Annotated in this window: 13 protein-coding genes; 11 read left to right on the plus strand and 2 right to left on the minus strand. The window is 46.1% G+C overall.

Annotation, left to right across the window (positions count from 1 at the left end; genetic code table 11):
* The 6 genes from ACU52_RS15310 to ACU52_RS12585 all read left to right on the plus strand — a co-directional run.
* The coding region (locus tag ACU52_RS15310) for a hypothetical protein (protein WP_082335286.1) at window positions 1-1,513 on the plus strand (1,513 nt) is incomplete at its 5' end.
* Between the two features lie 387 nt (window positions 1,514-1,900).
* Window positions 1,901-4,189: a TonB-dependent receptor gene (locus tag ACU52_RS12565; RefSeq protein WP_082335287.1), complete on the plus strand. Its 2,289-nt coding sequence runs from the start codon at window positions 1,901-1,903 to the stop codon at window positions 4,187-4,189.
* 274 nt (window positions 4,190-4,463) lie between these two features.
* Complete coding sequence (locus ACU52_RS12570) at window positions 4,464-6,764, plus strand: outer membrane beta-barrel protein (RefSeq protein ID WP_053399039.1); 2,301 nt, start codon at window positions 4,464-4,466, stop codon at window positions 6,762-6,764.
* Window positions 6,765-7,009: 245 nt separating this feature from the next.
* Window positions 7,010-8,290 (plus strand): hemolysin family protein, encoded by a 1,281-nt coding sequence (locus ACU52_RS12575; protein ID WP_021853665.1) that lies wholly within the window; start codon window positions 7,010-7,012, stop codon window positions 8,288-8,290.
* A gap of 103 nt (window positions 8,291-8,393) precedes the next feature.
* Window positions 8,394-8,966, plus strand: coding sequence for a GNAT family N-acetyltransferase (locus tag ACU52_RS12580; protein ID WP_021853664.1), 573 nt, complete (start codon window positions 8,394-8,396; stop codon window positions 8,964-8,966).
* 14 nt (window positions 8,967-8,980) lie between these two features.
* The gene (locus tag ACU52_RS12585; protein WP_021853663.1) at window positions 8,981-9,856 is read left to right on the plus strand and encodes a helix-turn-helix transcriptional regulator; all 876 of its coding nucleotides are present in this window, start codon (window positions 8,981-8,983) and stop codon (window positions 9,854-9,856) included.
* Between the two features lie 304 nt (window positions 9,857-10,160).
* Here ACU52_RS12585 and nhaD read toward each other — a convergent pair whose 3' ends face one another.
* Window positions 10,161-11,510, minus strand: a complete 1,350-nt coding sequence (gene nhaD / locus ACU52_RS12590; protein WP_021853662.1) for a sodium:proton antiporter NhaD — start codon at window positions 11,508-11,510, stop codon at window positions 10,161-10,163.
* A 423-nt stretch (window positions 11,511-11,933) separates the two neighbouring features.
* Here nhaD and ACU52_RS12595 point away from each other — a divergent pair, with 423 nt between their 5' ends.
* The 3 genes from ACU52_RS12595 (at window position 11,934) to rhaT (ending at window position 15,839) form a co-directional block, all read left to right on the plus strand.
* Window positions 11,934-13,424 carry a rhamnulokinase gene (locus tag ACU52_RS12595; protein ID WP_053399040.1) on the plus strand — a complete coding sequence of 497 codons (1,491 nt, stop codon included), beginning with the start codon at window positions 11,934-11,936 and terminating at the stop codon, window positions 13,422-13,424.
* Between the two features lie 39 nt (window positions 13,425-13,463).
* A complete protein-coding gene (locus tag ACU52_RS12600; RefSeq protein WP_021853658.1) occupies window positions 13,464-14,720 on the plus strand; it encodes an L-rhamnose isomerase in 1,257 nt (418 codons plus the stop codon).
* A gap of 105 nt (window positions 14,721-14,825) precedes the next feature.
* Window positions 14,826-15,839, plus strand: a complete 1,014-nt coding sequence (gene rhaT, locus ACU52_RS12605; protein WP_021853657.1) for an L-rhamnose/proton symporter RhaT — start codon at window positions 14,826-14,828, stop codon at window positions 15,837-15,839.
* Window positions 15,840-16,718: 879 nt separating this feature from the next.
* Here the strand turns inward: rhaT and rhaD are convergent.
* Entirely contained in the window at window positions 16,719-17,528 is an 810-nt protein-coding gene (gene rhaD / locus ACU52_RS12610; protein WP_021853656.1) for a rhamnulose-1-phosphate aldolase, read from the minus strand.
* A gap of 499 nt (window positions 17,529-18,027) precedes the next feature.
* On the opposite strand from rhaD, the gene ACU52_RS12615 reads away from it, so the two are divergent.
* Together ACU52_RS12615 and ACU52_RS12620 are read left to right on the plus strand one after the other, a co-directional pair.
* A complete protein-coding gene (locus ACU52_RS12615; protein WP_021853654.1) occupies window positions 18,028-18,960 on the plus strand; it encodes an aldo/keto reductase in 933 nt (310 codons plus the stop codon).
* Between the two features lie 15 nt (window positions 18,961-18,975).
* A complete protein-coding gene (locus ACU52_RS12620) occupies window positions 18,976-19,899 on the plus strand; it encodes an amidohydrolase family protein (RefSeq protein WP_021853653.1) in 924 nt (307 codons plus the stop codon).
* Window positions 19,900-19,915 lie beyond the last annotated feature (16 nt).

Genomic DNA, 19,915 nt, shown 5'->3' on the forward strand with positions numbered 1-19,915 from the left:
ACTCGCAATACCCATGAGCACCGACTCGCTGAAAGACATTGCCGACTATTTTGACAAACACGGAGATTCTAACGAACGTATGCTCGCATACTATATCCTTGGATTTGCATATCAAAGGAGTCAGGATGCCCCCATGGCATTGCAGTATTTTCATGAAGCGGCAGCAAAGGCAGACACCACTGACAGCAGCTGCGACTTCCTTACACTGCACAGAACACACGTATGGTCGGCAGAGATTTTCAGAAGCCAGTTTGCCTTCAGCGATGCTTTCCACGAAAATAGCCTGGCGTTTAAATACGCAATGAAGGCAAAAGACACGTTAAATGCTATTATTACATACGAGCAGAAAGCAAATATATATAAACTTAAAGGCAACATAGACTCTGTCATCAGCATACGCGAAAAGCTGTATGGACTTTACTCCAAATACGGATATAAAAGAGAAACAGCCTACTCTTTAGGGCCACTTATTGACATTTACGCAAAAAGAGGAAACATATCAAAAGCCAAGCATGCCTTGGATGTATATGAAAAAATGAGCGGAAGATTTGATAAATATGGCAACATAAAAAAAGGCTTGGAAGTGCATTATGCAATTAAAGGATATTATTATCTTAGCATTAACGACTATGACTCTGCAAGGCTGTGCTTTGACAAGTGCCTGAGAACAACATCCAATTATCCTAATGATTTTGGATACAGCTACGAGGGGCTTACTGAATTATACAAAAAACTTCATCGCCCTGACTCTGTAGCAAAATATTCTGAATTAACACGCCAGATGTCAGATACGATTTATGCCCGTATGTCAACCGAACATCTTCAGCAGATGCAGGCCATGTATAACTATAACAGATACAGGCAGAATGCTGAAGAGGCTGAGAAAGACGCATTGCGGACAAAATATATCAGCATAATCATAATTATGGCTATCATGGCAGCAGCCATTGGCGGAGCACTGGCCGTGAGAACATATATAATAAGGAAACGCAGGGCAAGAGTTAACGAGATAAAAGAATACGAACGCAGCATAAGCGAACTGAAGAAGGCAAGACGCGAGCTGGACATACTGACCGAAAACAGACAGACGCGGATGGAAAGTCTGATTAAGGAGAAGGAGGAAGAGATTGAAAGGCTGCAAAAAGAGAAAGCCGAATATGAGAAAAAGAAGGACATTGCTGCCCGAATTACGCCGTTTGCAGACGAGCCGGTTGTAAGAATTTTACGTAGACATGCCGAAAAGGAGCACGTGATGATGAGCGGAGAAGAGCGCAAAATGCTCATAAGCCTGTTTGACAGCTACGAAGAAATAAGCCGGCTGAAGTCCGTTTTGAGTGAAAGCGAATATGAGCTGTGCCTCTTGGTAAAGCTGGGCTTCGCACCTTCGCAGATAAATATGCTTACCGGCCGCAGTCTTCAGGACATTGCCAACATACGAAAACGAATGTATAACAGAATAACCGGCAAAGACGGCTCGTCGAGAGACTTAGACAGATACATAAAGTCTTTATAAACAGTGATTTACATCATGAAGAAAATACGTCTGTGAAGTCTTTGTGAAAAGATTTCACAGCACGATAATTAATGAGATGTACGTCCGTAGAGCTGTTGCGAACAGCTAAATTTAATGAAAAACACGTTTGTGAAGTTTTGTGAAGTTTGCAGCTTTTCGCAAAGAGTCTTGTGAACTTTTTGTGAACTTTTTTAATTGCCAAAATTTGTTTTTATTATAAAATTTCCGTTGTTTTGCGAAAGTAACGGCGCAGGGCGATCCGGCAAACTTGCAAGGTAGCCATGTAAAACGTTATTGATGATGCCACAAAAAGACTGGAGATGTGAATAAAAATAAAAACCATAAAACTTTAAGAAAGTAAATCGTTAATCGTAACATATTAATATTATGAAAAGATTCTTGTTAATACTCTTATTTCTTAACGCCATTGTCTGCACCTATTCACAGATTTCCTTTTCAGGAAAGATTAATACAGAAACGGGTGCGCCTCTTAAAGATGTGCAGATAATGCTGCTGAAGAACGACACTATCGTAGCGCTGGCGTCTACTGACGCCAAAGGCAGATTTGCCTTAAAGAACCTGAGTCCTGATACATATAACATAGAGCTGTCAGCCTTGGGATATTCATCGGTAAATAAAGAAATAAGCATGACCGAGGATTTGAGCGAAGACTTTGTGCTGCGTGAGAAAGACATTCAGCTCGACTCAGTGCTGGTTACTACCGAACGTCCCCGGGTGACCACGGCAACAGGCCATATATATTACCTGTCTAAGAAAGCGCGTGAAAGCGGAAATCCGTATAAGGCGTTGCAGGAAGTACCCGACATTATCAGTAATTATATAACAGAGACGGTGAAGTCTATGGACGGAAAACAGCTGCTGGTGCTTGTTGACGGAATAAAAGTTAATTCAGGAATTACGACAATAGACCCGAAGAGGATTGACTATGTGGAGATAAAAGATGTAGTGAATGCGAAATATATGCGTGAGGGCGTGCAGAAGATATTGGACATACGCCTGAAACCGCAAAAGACCTTGTATCAGTTTTACGAGTATGGCCTGCGCAATGATTTTCCGCACTATTGGGGTTCAACGTGGGGAAAAATTGAGATTGGCAACAGCAAATTTTCAGTCTATGCCGACTTCGGCCCTGAATACACACACGACCAGAAATCAGAAAACGGCATCTGGACTAAAAGCAACAGCTATATAAAGGACATAAACGAAAAGACACTGTCGAGCAGCAAGACGCTTGACTATACCTTGATGCTGAAATACAAGCCGACTGAAAAAGACTATCTCGCAGCTTATTTTCAGGGAAACAACAACAGCGCGCACGCTGAGACGGAGGGCAGCGGAACGTTCGTTGACCTTGTTAACGGAAATGCGGGCAATGACGTCATGACTTCCGACTATAAGTCGAAAAGTCTGTCAAGGGTATATTCAGGCACACTGTTCTACAGACATACGATAAACGACAAGATGATGCTTGAGAATTATCTTACGGGCACGTATAATTATAATAATCTGAGAAACAACACAACCGACATATATCCGGCAGAGACATGGAAGGACATGACGGACTTCAGCACACGCAAGAACACTGTGTCGCAGACGAGCGAATTTACATGGGACGTAAACGACAAGACATCGCTTACGTTTGGAAATGCGACAACCTACATAAACGACAAGCTCAGCGAAAAATACGGCATGCTTCCCGTCTACCGTCATAATGAATGGAGCGAGTTTCTGTATGCATCGGCAAACGGAATGATAAAGAATTTTATGTATATGGTTTCGCTCGGATATGAGGGCATCTGGCGCAAGTCGGCCGGAGTGTCAGACCATTATTATCGTCCTTATGTGTCGTCAGCGTTTACATGGAACATGAAAAAGGCAGGAAGCCTGCAACTGGGCTATACGCTGAACAGCGCCGCGCCCGACGTGGCTATGCTGAATCCGTATGACACGTCGACCGACTCGCTTCGCCGTAACGTTGGCAATCCTTACCTAAAGCCACAGGAAACTCACGGCGTTTCGCTGAGATACTCGTACTATAAAAACGGATTTTACGCAGGAGCCTATTTTAACTACTGCTATATAACGGACAGATACGAAAATATAGGTTTTGTTGACGACAACGGTGTCTATACGTCAACATTTGAAAACCTTGGCCACTATTCAAATATCAATCTGTCGGCCCTGTTTAACTACAGATATAAAAACACCACAGTAGGTACGACACTGACGCATTTTGTAGAATATTATCCAGGACAAGATGCCAAGAAGAGCTTTATGGGCAACCTCTTTCTGTTTCAGACTTTAGGCAAATGGGGCTTTTACGGATCTGTGGCCTATACCAATTACACGTACACGAACGTGTCGGCACAGCACAACCTTACGCCTACGACAAGCAATATCTTTGTGTCGTATAACATCACGCCCAATATATCGCTGTCGGTTGGTTCAGAATTTCTTACAAAGGACCTCAAGTCGAAGATGCGTGTACGCGACAAAGAGTATGAAATGTCAATCTTAAACAAGAAAGACGTCTTTCATCCTTATATATTGTTCAGATGGACAATAAGAAAGAACCAGAAGAAGAGAATAGACCTGGACAACAATATCGTGAAGGACATACAGGATGACATCAACTTGATGAACCGTAAATATTAGTTTGATTTTCGGGTGGTATAATATAAATGAAATAAATTTAAACTCAAACGTCAATACGACTCGATGCAGTGCGGCATAGCATGCAGTGCATGATATGCCGCCACTACGGCGCAGGCCAAACCGGCATCATTGCAAGTTTTCCATGAAAAAACGTTGTTTATGATGTCACAAAGGGCAATGTGTGTACGTCTAATAACTGAAGACTTAAGATATTAACCATATCCTTTCTGACTCAAAAGGGGCATGGGCTATGTAAAACCAAAAAATATATAATATGAGATTTCTGCTTTTCATAATTTTCGCCTTGATATCTGTAGGTTCGGGCGCTCAGGAAAACAAGTATGGCATGACTGGCCGTGTTGTAGACAAAGAAGGCATGGCTGTGATGCGTGCAAGTGTAACTTTAACCATGGCCGGCGACAGTGCGTTCAGACGGCAGACTGTGGCTGACGACAATGGAGTGTTCTCGTTCAGCGCCCTTGACAACGGCAATTACGAGCTGAAGATAACATATATCGGACTTGCCGACTACATAAGCGACATAACCGTGAAAGGCAATACAGACTTGGGGAATATACGCATGGACGACTCGGCCGAGATGCTCGAAGGCATAACCGTAATGGCCAACTACACCAGGCAGAAACGTACGGGCGAAACCATTGTGAAAGTGAAAGGAAATCCGCTGACAAAGGGAAAGAGCACACAAGATTTTCTTAAATATGTGCGCGGCATAGATGTTACGGAAAGCAGTCTGAGCCTGAACGGAAAGCAGAATACCCTTATCTATCTGGAAGACAGAAAGATAAGTTTCGAACAGCTCAAGTCGATACCGCCTTCAATGATTGAAGACATTGAGATAATTCCGTTTGCCGACGGCTCGTATGGCGAGAAGGCTACGGGCGGAGTGGTGAAAATACATCTTAGGCAAGAAGGAGGCCTCATAGGCTCGGCAACCGTATACGGAGGTATGAACACCGAGGATCTGTACGGCGAATCGCCGAGGCTGAACCTGCTTTACACCAAGGGAAAATTTACGATTAACAACTATCTGACTGCCTTTGAGTACGGGAAATATCCTGACATCCTCACAAAGGAATATAACAGCAGCGACGACTCTTACACATATAAGCACAACACAACCAGATACAGGATTTTCGGCGACAACCTGTCTCTGAGATACGCCTTCAACAAGACAGACAGGATAGACCTGTACGGCGGAGTGTCGGCAAGCTGGAACAGAACGTCAAAGAACAGCATTAGCGGAAACGACACTCTTGATATAAAGGCAAAGCCAATCAGCCGTGCATACAGCATAGGCACACAATACCGCAAGGGACTGGGCAACGGAGGTGAAAACTTCTTGAACATGCGTATAGACTATTCAAAAAACAAATATGACAACGGGCAGGAATATAACACAAACGGGATGTTTGACAATGCCAGGCAGAACTATGACATCGACTTTGTGACTGTATCACCATACGCCCATTTCAAGTTTAACGACAATATGAACCTGACAGCCGGCCTTGAGTATTACTATATGTCCAACATGAACAACAACCGCGGCACAAAGACGATGTCATATATAGATGACGGCAAGTTTTGTCTGAATCAAGATTACTATTCTGCATGGGCTGAATATAGCCTGATACCGAGCAAGTCGCTGTTCTTGAAGTTTGGGATGAGATACAGCGGAACGAACGAGAAATACAAGGATTACCTGGACAGCTCAAACAACTTTGAGAGATGGCAGGACGGAATATGCCCCTCTCTGTCAGGACAGTGGACCATTGACGAAAACAAGATGAGATATTTGAACATCAGCTACCGCCGCATGTTCTATCTGCCCAACTACGGCTACCGTATTCCTAACGTGACATGGCAGGGAGACGACCTCTACAGCATAGGCAACACGGATCTTAAAAAGGAAGTGTATGACGATGTAGAACTGTATTTCTCTTTAAACAGACGTTTATCTTTCTCATATAGCATGAGCTACGGAAGCGACATTGTGAGCGTAATCATGCATAAAGACGAAAACCGCCCGGGCGTGTATTACACCAGGCCTGAAAACTCTGCCTACAGCATGCAGCAGTCGCTCACGATGAACTATACAGGGCGTATATTCAGCTTCTGGCACACAAATACCAGCATTGCATATCTATACAGACATTCACGCAGCGGTGAGAACAAGATTAACCACGGAACTTTTACGTTCAGAAGCAACAACGACTTCAAGATAAACAAGTATTTAGGACTTACGCTCAACATGACAGCATCGAGCAAAAACAGGACTGAAAGTTATGATGAGAACGCGAGGTTCAAAATGGACGTAAGCGGATATGTGTCGCTGATGAAAGGAAAGATGAACGTGAGCCTTCTGTACGAAAACATACTCTACAACACAAAGAAACTTACTATGTTCGGTGAAGGCTGGGAGAAGAGACGCACTTTGCTTACACCGGATTCGCACGTAGTGCTGTTTGTTACATGGAACTTCACGGCAGGAAAGAAGATAAATAATCAGACACTGCCTACGGTTAAAAACAAGCCGGTGAATACACCGACGTTCTGAGAAGTGAAGAGATAGGAGTGAAAGATAAGAGTGAAGGAATAAGGTTAGATGCCGGTCATTTCAAATGTTGTATTGTAAGATGTTGTACAGATGTAAATTGGCATAACATTTGAAAACTTCGCTCTTCACTCTTATCTCTTCACTCACATAATGTATTTCAATTTAAATAAAATGTGCCTATTTATTTTGAAATTAACTTTACATGCATTATCTTTGCAACTGAAACAATACGGTTTAAACCATTAATGGAAGAAATTATAATTATTCTGCTATTGATATTTTTCAACGGAATATTTTCAATGTCCGAGATAGCAGTTATATCAGCGAGAAAGGTAACATTAACAAACGACGAGAAGAAGGGGAGCAAGGGCGCAAAGACTGCCCTCAGGCTGGCCAACGACCCCGACCGGTTTTTATCCACCGTACAGATAGGCATTACGCTTATCGGCATTCTCACAGGTATCTATTCGGGTTCGGCCATATCGGGCAAGTTTGCTGACGTGCTCGAGCATGCCGGTATGTCGGCATCATGGGCCTATCCCGTGGCACAGACAATAATAGTAGTCATTGTTACATATCTGACGATAATTCTTGGCGAGCTTGTTCCAAAGCGCATAGGCATGAGCGTTGCCGAGCGCGTGTCAAAGGTTATATCGCGCCCTATGTATGTGCTGTCGCTCATAGCCAGTCCGTTCGTATGGATTCTGTCAAAGAGCACAGAGGCAATAGTCAACCTGCTTGGCGTTAAGAATGCGGAGAGCAAGGTTACAGAGGAGGACATAAAGTCGATTGTCCAGGAAGGCAAGGAAGACGGCGAGGTGCAGGAAGTTGAGCAGGACATCGTTGAGCGCGTGTTCATGCTTGGCGACCTTAAGGTAAATTCGCTTATGACACACCGCTCAGAGGTGGTTACGCTCGACGTGAACATGACTAAGGACGAGATAAGACAAGTGCTTAACGACGACCTCTATGAGTCGTATCCCGTGATAGACCACAGCCTGGAGAACATCGTGGGCGTGGTGTCGCTTAAGGATCTTATCTTCAGGCTCGACGCAAGCACTCTCAACCTGAAGGAGATAATGCGTCCGGCTGTTTATTTCTACGAGAACATGAGCGTGTATAAGGCTCTCGAACAGATGAAGGAGAAACGCCTTACGCAGGCCTTTATCTGCGACGAGTTCGGAAGCTTTCAGGGCGTAATCACTCTGAGAGACATCCTTGAGGGCCTTGTAGGAACAATAGACGAGGTGAACAACGAACCTGACATCATAGAGCGTGAAGACGCAGCGAGCTGGCTTGTTGACGGACAGTGCTCTTTCTACGACTTCCTGTCTTATTTTGACAAAGAAGACCTGTACGACGGCGAACAGAACTACAACACCTTGGCCGGACTGATAATAGAGCAGCTGAAGCATATACCGCAGTCGGGCGAGCGTGCCGAATGGAACGGTTTCAACCTCGAGATTGTCGACATGGACGGTGCGCGTATTGACAAAGTGCTTGTAACACTGAAAAAAGAAGAATAATACGCTATAAATATTAAGCGCCGGCTGATTTTGAGTAATAGATTTTGTAGATTGTATTATTTTCAGTATTTTTGCAACGAATGATATAATCTAATCTTTTGCAATGGAAATACAATCAGCTCAGAAATTTCAGGCTCTTTCGATAGCAAGACTGATAATGCAGGCAATGAATTATGAATGTTGCCAGTATTTTGTCGGTCCTGACCACACTCTCGATGATTTTGAGCGTGTGATGACAGAACTCGTGCTTTCGGAAGATTCGCAGTACAGCTATAAGAACACCATGGTGGCTATAGACGAGGACGGCGGAGTTTGCGGTATGTGCGTGTCTTACGACGGCGGACATCTGCACGACTTGCGCAAGGCTTTTGTCAAGGCCATGAATGACAACTTCGGCCGCGACTTCAGCAATATAGCTGACGAGACAGGGCCGGGCGAGCTGTATATCGACAGCATAGCCGTACCTGAAAACTGCCGTGGCAAGGGCGTGGCAACCGTATTGCTCAATGCCGTTATCGAAAAGGCCAAGGGCATGGGGCTGCCTGCTGTAGGACTGCTCGTAGACACCGGTAATCCGAAGGCTGAGAAACTTTATGGCAGGGTGGGATTCAAGTTCGTAGGCAACAACACCTGGGGCGGACATCCCATGAAACATTTGCAGTATGTAATTAACTGAGAATAAATTGACGCATGCAGGACAGTAAATATTTAGTAGCTAACGACCGTGACGCCCAATGGGGACTTGTCGTAAATACTGTGGGATACGACGAAGTGGGCCCTGACGAGGACTATCCTACCAAGGGGCATGGCGACGGATATTTTTTTGATGTTGAGCGCGGCCGCGTGCTTGATGAATATCAGATGCTCTATCTTATAGAAGGCGAGGGCATATTCTCGTCGGAGCATGTAAGGAATGTTCATATCAAGGCCGGTGATATCTTCTTGCTGTTTCCGGGAGAGTGGCATACGTATCATCCTCTGCCGGGAGTGTTCTGGAAGAGCTATTGGATTGGCTACAAGGGCCGCAACATGGACGACCGTATGCGCTACAACTTCCTGTCGCTCGAGAAGCCCGTATATCATGTAGGTTTCAGCGGCGACATCGTTTATCTGTATAACTCGGCCATAAAGGCTGCAAAGGAGGAGGCTGCCTATTCGCAGCAGATACTTGCCGGCATCGTGAACAATCTGCTCGGCCACATGTATGCGCTTGAACGCAACATGGAGCTTAACCGCCGCGGCGGATATGTAGACATGATAAACAAGGCACGCCTGCGCATACGCGAGGGTGTGGAGTCGAAGATAACGGTGCAGGAGATTGCTGCGGAACTTGGCTCAAGCTATTCTAACTTCCGCAAGCTGTTTAAGGAATACACCGGCATGTCGCCGGCACTTTATCAGCAGGACCTGCGCCTGCAACGTGCAAAGGAATTGCTGTCTACCACAGACATGAGTATAAAGGAGATTGCCTACAGGCTCAACTTTGATTCGCCCGACTATTTTTCAAGTAAGTTTAAGGTGAAGATAGGCTGTAAGCCAAGCGAATATAGAGCCGGCACAAGATGACAGTGCGGCAGAAGGCTTTTTAGAATAGAATCGGTCATTAGTCATAATCAATGTCTAATGGCCGATTTTTTCATTGCTGCATACACCTTATTTTATTATATGCCCGTTCCATGACAATCTGCTCAATGTAAAAAGCGGAAATTTTATATGACCGGCTGGGGGATAAATTCTGCGTAGGCAGAGCAAGTGGATATATAAAAAGAGGAAATGCATCATAAGCGTGCATTTCCTCTTTTTTTGTATTTTGTGCACCCCATGCACGGTTGCGTCATGAGATGCGTGCCGTTATCGACGGATGACTATGTTATAGTCCGATGAATGTCTTTTCTACCCAATATATCAATATTCCGGCCATGTATCCTGCAAATGCTATAAGAGAAATCCTCTTCATATACCAGCCGAAAGTAATCTTTTCGAGACCCATGACAACAACGCCTGCGGCAGATCCGATGATGAGCATAGAGCCGCCCACGCCGGCGCAGTAGGCCAGGAGCTGCCAGAATATGCCGTCCTGTGCCATGTCGCCCACTTCGGCAATAGGATACATACCCATGCATCCTGCTACGAGAGGCACATTGTCAACGATGCTCGACAGCACGCCGATAATGCCTGTTACGATATAATGGTTGCCGTTGAATGTTGTGTTGAGGCCTTCGCCCAGAGTGGCCAGCACGCCTATTGTCTCAAGACAGGCAACAGCCATAAGTATGCCGAGGAAGAACAGAATGGTGCTCATGTCGATGCGTGAAAGGATGTTTACAACTCTTTTCTGCATTGCACCCCTCTCCTCATTTTTGTGCAGATGGCGATAGAACAGTTCGGTTACGGTCCACAGCACGCCGAGCACCAGCAATATGCCAACAAACGGAGGCAGATGAGTTATCGACTTGAATATAGGAACGAAGATAAGACCGCCCACACCGATGAGGAACACCGTCTTGCGCTGTCTCTTTGTCAGTTCGTTGGTTTCAGCCGTCTTGCCTCCGGCTATTGCCGGAACAGCTATTTCGCCTTTGAGCGACAGCGACAGAAGGTAGGCAGGCAGAGCCACAGAAACAAGCGACGGCACAATAAGTTCCTTTATAACTCCTGCAGCCGTTATCAGACCTTTGTTCCACAGCATGATTGTCGTAACGTCACCAATAGGCGAGAAGGCACCTCCTGAGTTGGCCGCTATAATCACGAGCGACGCATATATGAGTCTGTCTTTACGTTCCTGAATCAGCTTTCGCAGAATCATTATCATAACGATGCTGGTCGTCAGGTTGTCGAGGATGGCCGAAAGGAAGAACGTCATGAACGTTATTCGCCACAAGAGAGTCTTCTTGTTCTTCGTCTTCATCATGTCGCGGACGAAGTTGAAGCCGCCGTTCTGGTCAACCACCTCAACGATGGTCATTGCACCCATGAGGAAGAACAGTGTGGTAGAAGTGCTTCCCAGATGCTTCTCAATTATTTCATTTACAGCAAGCGATATCTTATCGCCGGCAACACCGGGCAGGTAGCTTCCCGGATCGAACATAAATATTGTCCAGCAGCCCACCAGCATAAGCAGCGCAATGGCAGCCTTGTTCACCTTGGTGAAGCTTTCGAGGGCAATACACAGATAACCGATGATAAATACGGTTACGATAGCTAATGTTAAAGTTGACATTTTTAATTATTTAAGATTAGTTCATATTATCGTGCAAATTTAGTAATTATTTTCTACTCCAATAAAATATTTACCGAAAAATACTTTGTTTGTGTTATAATCTGGTCCTGTTTTCTGCCTTTTTGTGACGTGTTGTTATGCTTGTTTTCTTCATCTTTGTCTTTTTGTGCCGTGAGTCATCCCGTCGGCAGTAACAATATGTCTGTCCGTTCCGTGAGCCGTGATTTTGCCCTCTGGACGATATGCTTGTCCTTACGAAAACGTTTGCAAAGAAGTGATGCACAGATGCTTTCATAATGTTAAGCTAAGTTTTATTCTCAAATCTTATTGTCTAAAAATCAAATTGTTATATTCACTTATTTGAAATAATCTTTATCTTTGCAGAAATTAATTTAATACGCTAAAAACATACTAATATACTAAATGGGCAATTCAAAATGTTTCTTTGCTGTCGACCTTGGAGCTACAAGCGGCAGGACTATCGTCGGCACTCTTTCAGACGGTAAGATAAAGTTAGAGGAGATTACACGCTTTCCTAACAACCTGATAGAGACCGGCGGACATTTTTACTGGGATATTTACGCTCTTTATTTCGAGATAATAAAAGGCTTGAAGATTGTGGCAAAACGTAACGTCGAGATAACCAGCATCGGCATCGACACATGGGGCGTCGACTTCGTATGTGTGGGCGACGACGGCGCGCTGCTGCGCAATCCGTTCTCATATCGCGACCCTCATACGTTTGGTGCGATGGAGGAGTATTTCGAAAAGAAAGTGTCAAAGGAGAAAGTGTATGGCGCCACAGGCATACAGTTTATGAACTTCAATTCGCTGTTTCAGCTTTATGCCATGAAACGCGACGGCAATTCGGCTCTGAAGAATGCCGAGAAGATACTCTTCATGCCTGATGCGCTCAGCTGGATGCTCACGGGCGAGGCTGTCTGCGAATATACCATAGCTTCAACAAGCCAGATGCTCAATCCGGTTACGAAAGAGCTCGACGAGATGCTGCTCGAGAGTCTCGAACTTCCGCGCGGCAAGTTTGGCAAGATGGTTGTTCCCGGCTACAAGATAGGCGTGCTCACTGATGAGGTGCAGAAGATGACAGGGCTTGGTCCCGTGCCGGTGATAGCCGTTGCAGGTCATGACACGGCAAGTGCCGTGGCTGCCGTACCTGCTGCCGACGAGAAGTTTGCCTATCTCAGCAGCGGCACATGGAGCCTTATGGGCATTGAGACCAAGGACGCCATAATTAACGGACGTAGCTATGAGCTGAACTTCACCAATGAGGGCGGAGTGGAAGGCACTACACGCTTCCTGAAGAATATCTGCGGCATGTGGCTGCTTGAGCGCTGCCGCAAGGAGTGGGGCGACGAGGCTCCGTCTGACTATGGCGTGCTGCTGGCAGACGCAATGAAGGCTACTGCCTTTCAGAGCATCATAAACCCTGACGACGAGATGTTTGCCAATCCTGCCGACATGCAGGCTGCCATAAAGCAGTATTGCGCAGAGACAGGTCAGCACGTACCCGAAGGCTATGCCGAGATATGCCGCTGCATACTCGACAGTCTGGCTCTGCGTTACCGTCAGGTGTTCGGCTATCTTAAAGAAATGTCGGTGTTCCCGATAAACACTCTTCATATTATCGGTGGCGGCTCGCTCAACGAGTATCTCAACCAGTTTACGGCCAACGCCACAGGCGTCACCGTGCTTGCCGGTCCGCAGGAATGCACCGCTCTTGGCAACATCATGCTGCAGGCTAAGGCTGCCGGAGCCGTTGAGGATATCTTCGACATGCGCCGTATCATAGCCGACAGCGTGAGCATGAAGCGCTTCGAGCCTAAGGACAAGGCTGAGTGGGATGCTGCTTACGAGAAATACCTGAAGGTGGTAGAATCAAAAGAAAATAAATAATAAAACGAATAAATCAAAAAATTATAAAACTTATAACTTATGAAAGAAGAAATGATAAATAAGGCTTACGAGATAGCCAAAGAGCGCTATGCCGAGCTTGGCGTTGATACAGAGAAGGTGTTGAATCAGATGCAGGACTTTCATCTCAGCCTGCATTGCTGGCAGACAGATGACGTTATCGGATTCGAGAACCTTACAGGTTCGCTGAGCGGCGGTATCGCTACAACCGGTAACTATCCCGGACGCGCACGCAACATAGACGAAGTGAGAGCTGACATAATAAAGGCTAAGTCGCTCATCCCCGGAACTCACCGTCTGAACCTTCATGAAATATACGGCGACTTCAAGGGCGAGGCTGTCGACCGCGACCAGGTAGAGCCTAAGCACTTTGCAAGCTGGATAGAGTGGGGTAAGGAGAACAACATGAAGCTCGACTTCAACTCTACTTCATTCTCTCACCCAAAGAGCGGCAACCTTTCTCTGGCAAATCCCGACGAAGGCATACGCAACTTCTGGATTGAGCACACAAAGCGTTGCCGTGCCATTGCCGAGGAAATGGGTAAGGCGCAGGGCGATCCTTGTATCATGAACCTCTGGGTGCATGACGGAAGCAAGGACATGACAGTGAACAAGCTGAAATACCGCGAACTGCTTAAAGACTCTCTCGACCAGATCTTCGCAACAAAATATGACAACATGAAGGACTGCATAGAGAGCAAGGTGTTCGGTATCGGTCTTGAAAGCTATACTGTAGGCTCAAACGACTTCTACACATCTTATGCTGCGCAGAACAACAAGATGATTACACTCGACACAGGCCACTTCCATCCAACAGAGAGCGTTGCCGACAAGGTTTCGGCCATGCTGCTCTATGTGCCTGAGCTGATGCTGCACGTAAGCCGTCCGATCCGCTGGGACTCAGACCACGTTACAATCATGGACGACCCGACACTCGACCTATTCAGCGAGATTGTACGTGCAGGTGCTCTCGACCGCGTACACTATGGCCTCGACTACTTCGACGCTTCAATCAACCGCATCGGTGCTTATGTCGTTGGTAGCCGTGCCGCACAGAAGTGCATGCTGCGCGCTCTGCTCGAGCCGCTGGCAACACTGCGCAAGTATGAAGACGAGGGCAAGGGCTTTGAGCGTCTGGCTCTGCTCGAGGAGGCTAAGGCTCTTCCGTGGAACGCTGTTTACGACGAGTTCTGTCTGCGCAACAATGTGCCTGTTGGCCAGGCTTTCATTGCCGACGTAGAGCAGTATGAAAAAGACGTAACATCAAAAAGAGGTTAATATAGTAGACAGAAAGACAAATGAAAAGAGTTGAGAATCGAGAAATATTTCTCAACTCTTTTTTAATTAATAATCCATAGTTTATAATCTTTTCAGTTTCTTCTGATGGAAATAATAATAGGACTGATAATAATAGCTGTGGGCGCATTCTGCCAGTCGAGCTGTTATGTGCCCATCAACAAAATAAAGAAATGGAGCTGGGAGTCTTATTGGCTTGTGCAGGGTGTCTTTGCGTGGCTCGTGTTCCCGCTGCTCGGCGCCTTGCTGGCAGTGCCTTCAGGCCACAGTCTCGCTGAAGTGTATATGGCAGACCCCGTGGCGGCTTTGTGGACAATGTTCTTTGGCGTACTGTGGGGCATCGGCGGCCTTACGTTCGGCCTTTCTATGCGCTATCTCGGAGTGGCTCTCGGACAGAGCATTGCTCTCGGCACATGCGCCGGACTCGGAACCATACTCACCCCCATATTTACGGGCAACACACAAGACCTTACGATGCCCGTTATCGTAGGCGTGGTGGTTACGCTGATAGGTATTGGCGTTATTGGCGTGGCTGGCAACATGAAGTCGCAGTCGCTCAGTGACGAAGAAAAGAAGAAGGCCGTTAAGGACTTCAACTTCACCAAGGGTATCATCGTTGCGCTGCTTGCAGGATTTATGAGTGCATGCTTCAGCATAGGTCTCGGCTTTGGCGAGCATCTCAACTTCGGTGACGCCACCGACCCGATGTTCCGCACGCTGCCCGCAACGTTCCTCGTTACGCTGGGCGGCTTTGTCACCAACGCGGTATACTGTTTCTACCAGAACGGCAAGAACCGCACATGGGGCGACTATTCGCAGACAAGCCTTTATCTTAACAACATCGTGTTCTGTGCCCTTGCCGGACTGCTGTGGTACAGCCAGTTCTTCGGTCTTAGCCTTGGCAAGGGATTCCTGACCGATTCGCCCGTGCTGCTAACATTCTCATGGTGCATACTGATGGCCCTCAACGTAACCTTCAGCAATGTATGGGGAATAATACTGAAAGAGTGGAAAGGCTGTTCGCAGAAGACCATCGCCGTGCTCGTGGCCGGCATTATCATACTTGTTGTGTCTTCGTTCCTTCCCCAGCTGTTGAAGTGAGTCGGGCGAATGACGCAAATAAGGTAAAAAAGTTTTTCCTGAAAACTCTTCACTCGTCACATCAGCGTGTAACTTGTTGATTCTTACTGACTTGTGGCGTGATGAGTTGCAGCTGTAAAACGTCACCATATATCACCTGCCTTGCTTGGGCGTGATGTTTGGTGACGTTTTGCTTATTCAACTCGTCACACGTTATATCTCTGTCTGTCAGAGGGTTGCGTGCAGATGTGATGAGTGACGAGTTTTTTCTGAAAAAATATATTGTTTGGCTGTATAACGCAAGTGGTCTGATTTGGCTTAAAAAACTTCTTGTATTTTTCAGTGCTGTTTCATGGCATGCAATATGTGGCTTTTCGCAATGTAAAAAGCCACATATCAGCCTGTAAAAAGCCATCTTTTACAGGGCAGAATGCCGTCTTTTACAAATCTTGCTGTTTCAGGATAAGTCTGCCGTCATGAGGTGTGAATAATCGTCTCAGTAAAATCAGCCGTAACATAAACTTTTATGTAGCTACGTCCTGTTGGCCTGTGGTTTCAACCCAAATCGTTATTAGTTTTCAGTCTGTATTTTGCTTTATATTGAGTGGATTTTAGTTAGATTTTTCGCAGGCATGGCGGGCTATGCCAAGAAAAAGTGAACATAAAGACGGGCTGAAAGTATGAATGCACAAAATAGATAAAGCTATGGCGGCCTGATGCCGATTGGGGCTTAATTTTATAGCGTGTCAGCATGTCTATTCAGCCGCAAATATGGTCCTGCCTGATATTGAAACCCCATAAAATAACAGAATCCCAATGCTTCACAGCATCAGGATTCCGCCGTCTAAATAGACTCTTAAACTAATATTATCTGAGAATGATAAGATTTTTATTCAAACTTTATTTAGGCAAGTTAAATGCCTTAGACATTTCAGCCATCTGCTCGTCGCTCATGCCTTCAGGCTCTTCGCCCATATTCTTGGCAGCGATGTATATCAGGGCGCTCTTGTTCAGCACGTCAACCTGATCGAATGCCTGCATGATGTCGTTGTCGATGGCAAACACTCCGTGTTTCTCCCACATTGCCACGTCGTAGTCGTCAAGCTGTCTTACAGTTTCTTCTGCAAGCTCAACGCTGCTGGGCAACTGATAAGGAATGATGCCCAATCCGCGCGGACAGAAAGCCTTTGTCTCCGGAATCATGCTCCAAAGCAACTTCGTTAGCACGTCTTTGCCCAAGAACTTGCGTATGTGTGTCATTGCAACAAGCTCAATCGGGTGAGTGTGCAGCGATGCGCGGTAAGGAGAGCCTTTCTCAATCAGATGGTCGTGCACCATGAGATGCGAAGGCAGCTCGCTCGTAGGATTAACCACGTTGTCGGCTATGATCACATAGCTTGCGCAGTCGTCAAGTATACGGATTACGCTTCCGTTCTCCATTGGCCAGCGGGCCAAGTCGCGCATTCTGCGGTTTGTTCCTTTACAGAAGAAGTATGTGCCTTTAAGATGAGGCAGCGTTACTCCTATTTGCTTCACTTCACTTATGGCCGGCATCTGTCTTATTTCGTCGTCAACCAGCTCTGTGATGTTTATTGTAATGTTTCCTCCGTTTCTTTCAGCCCATCCCTTCTGCCAAAGATAACCGGCTACTTCAGCCACTTTGTCAATTTCTTTCTTCAATGCGGGACGTCCGTCAAGTATACTTTTCATATTTTGATTATTTTGACTGCGCAAATTTACAAAATTGAACATAATGACCACTTCGTGATTTGATATTAAAACTCGGATTTTTGACGGATGATTTTTTCTTGCCTTTCAGCGTATGTAACCATGATTCTGAATCCGGATGTTCATTTTTCGAACATGACGATGTGTTTAGTAAAGTATTCCTGATGGAAGCCTGCCTGCGGAGAGATAATCCGCGCCATGCGATTTTCGCTCACAAGCGATGTGCAAATATACGTTCTTTTTCTTGAAAATCTATGGATACAACCTATAATTTTTGTCAAAAATGTAAGCATTGACATGCGTATTATGGCTTTATTCGTGTATTTATAAGGTGTGGCAATGCCTGTGATGCTGTGGCTGAAAGTGCTTAAAAAGGCATGATTTGGCAGGTTGAGTGAAGAAAGACATAATAATTTAAACAATTTTAATATGACATTTTCCATTGCCTTGCGTCATATCGTAAGATATAAATATTTCTACTATGATCTACAATGAATTAGGAAAAACAGGAATGCGTGTGTCTAATCTCAGCTTTGGCGCCTCTTCTTTAGGCGGCGTCTTTCATGACATACGCGAGTCAGAGGGCATAAAAGCAGTCCATACGGCAGTTGACAACGGAATTAACTTTATAGACGTATCTCCATATTACGGTCATTATAAGGCCGAGATGGTATTGGGAAAAGCCTTGAAGGAAATACAGCGCGACAGATATTATCTTTCGACAAAGGTGGGACGCTACGGCGAGAACGGCGTCAACACCTGGGACTATTCTGCCAAGCGCGTAACCGACAGTGTCTACGAGAGCATGGAGCGCCTCAACATTGACTACATCGACTTGATTAATGTTCACGATGTTGAGTTTGCCGACCTCAATCAGGTTGTCAACGAGACTCTGCCCGCACTGGTGAAGCTCCGCGAGGAAGGAGTGGTGAAGCATGTGGGCATCACCGACCTGCAGCCCGAAAACCTTAAATGGGTGATAGAACATGTTCCGGCCGGAACAGTTGAGTCTGTGTTGTGTTTCTGCCATTACAGCCTTAACGACGAGATGCTGCTCGACTATCTCGACTTTTTTGAGGCAAACAATGTGGGCATAATAAATGCTTCGCCGTTCTCGATGGGACTGTTGTCGCAGCGCGGTGCACCGGCATGGCATCCGGCTCCGGTGGCTCTTAAGGAGGCTTGCATGCGTGCTTCTGATTACTGCACAGAACACGGCTATCCGATAGAAAAGCTCGCCGTGCAGTATTCTACAAGCAATCCGCGCATTGCCACCACGCTGTTCAGCTCGGCTAATCCTCAGAACGTGCTGAAGAACATCGACTATGTAAATTCGCCGATGGACAGCAGCTTGGTTGAGGAAGTACAGAAGATAATTGGCGACCAGATGCGTGTGCGCTGGGCTAACACATAATATAGCAGGGCAGACATGGACTATAAGATTATAGATGCGCATTCACATTTGTGGCTGCGCCAGGATACTTCTTGGAACGGAATGCCGGTCAGGACATTGACGAATGGCCGGTCGTTCTTTCTTACGGAAGAGGTGCAGATGGTTCCGCCGTTTATGATAGACGGCGTAAACAGCGCCGAGGTGTTCCTCTCTAACATGAACTACGCACAGGTGGGCGGAGCTGTTGTCGTGCAGGAGTTTATCGACGGCATACAGAACGACTATCTGGCAAAGGTGAAGAGCGACTATCCCGAACGCTTCTTTGTGTTCGGCATGTGCGATTACTTCAAGCCCGGATTCTATGACACGGCAGCTTCGCTTATCGATAGCGGCTTCAAGGGTATTGCCATACCTGGCCACAGGCTGATATTGAGCGACGGAAGAGTAAACCTGAATTCTCCCGAAATGATGAAGATGTTTCATCTGATGGAGGATAAGGGCGTCATCCTGTCGTTGTGTCTGGCTGAAAACAACTTGCAGAACGGCGAAATCAAGGAGGTGATAGAGGAGTGTCCGCGCCTGAAGATCGCTATAGGACATTTCGGCATGGTTACCGCCCCGGGCTGGGAAGACCAGATAAAACTCGCCCTTAACGACAACGTGATGATAGAGTCGGGCGGCATAACATGGCTGTTCAACAAAGAGTTCTATCCCTTTAACGGAGCCGTCAGGGCTATCAGGGAGGCCATCGACATGGTTGGTGCCGACAAACTGATGTGGGGATCAGACTATCCGCGCACCATAACGGCCATAACCTATAAGATGTCTTATGACTTTATCCTGAAGACCAATGATCTGACAGACAGGGAAAAAAGACTGTTCCTCGGCGAGAATGCTGAAAAGTTCTATGGCTTCAACAATCTGCCTGACCTGCCATACGTAAAGAATATGTCGGAGTAAATAATATGATGTCGTT

It is taken from the genome of Xylanibacter rarus (assembly GCF_001275135.1).
Taxonomy (GTDB): domain Bacteria; phylum Bacteroidota; class Bacteroidia; order Bacteroidales; family Bacteroidaceae; genus Prevotella; species Prevotella rara.

Coding starts and splice junctions, on each gene's coding strand:
- ACU52_RS12565 (WP_082335287.1), top strand. CDS start 1,901: ATGAAAAGATTCTTGTTAATACTCTTATTTCTTAACGCCATTGTCTGC.
- ACU52_RS12570 (WP_053399039.1), top strand. CDS start 4,464: ATGAGATTTCTGCTTTTCATAATTTTCGCCTTGATATCTGTAGGTTCG.
- ACU52_RS12575 (WP_021853665.1), top strand. CDS start 7,010: ATGGAAGAAATTATAATTATTCTGCTATTGATATTTTTCAACGGAATA.
- ACU52_RS12580 (WP_021853664.1), top strand. CDS start 8,394: ATGGAAATACAATCAGCTCAGAAATTTCAGGCTCTTTCGATAGCAAGA.
- ACU52_RS12585 (WP_021853663.1), top strand. CDS start 8,981: ATGCAGGACAGTAAATATTTAGTAGCTAACGACCGTGACGCCCAATGG.
- nhaD (WP_021853662.1), bottom strand. CDS start 11,510: ATGTCAACTTTAACATTAGCTATCGTAACCGTATTTATCATCGGTTAT.
- ACU52_RS12595 (WP_053399040.1), top strand. CDS start 11,934: ATGGGCAATTCAAAATGTTTCTTTGCTGTCGACCTTGGAGCTACAAGC.
- ACU52_RS12600 (WP_021853658.1), top strand. CDS start 13,464: ATGAAAGAAGAAATGATAAATAAGGCTTACGAGATAGCCAAAGAGCGC.
- rhaT (WP_021853657.1), top strand. CDS start 14,826: ATGGAAATAATAATAGGACTGATAATAATAGCTGTGGGCGCATTCTGC.
- rhaD (WP_021853656.1), bottom strand. CDS start 17,528: ATGAAAAGTATACTTGACGGACGTCCCGCATTGAAGAAAGAAATTGAC.
- ACU52_RS12615 (WP_021853654.1), top strand. CDS start 18,028: ATGATCTACAATGAATTAGGAAAAACAGGAATGCGTGTGTCTAATCTC.
- ACU52_RS12620 (WP_021853653.1), top strand. CDS start 18,976: ATGGACTATAAGATTATAGATGCGCATTCACATTTGTGGCTGCGCCAG.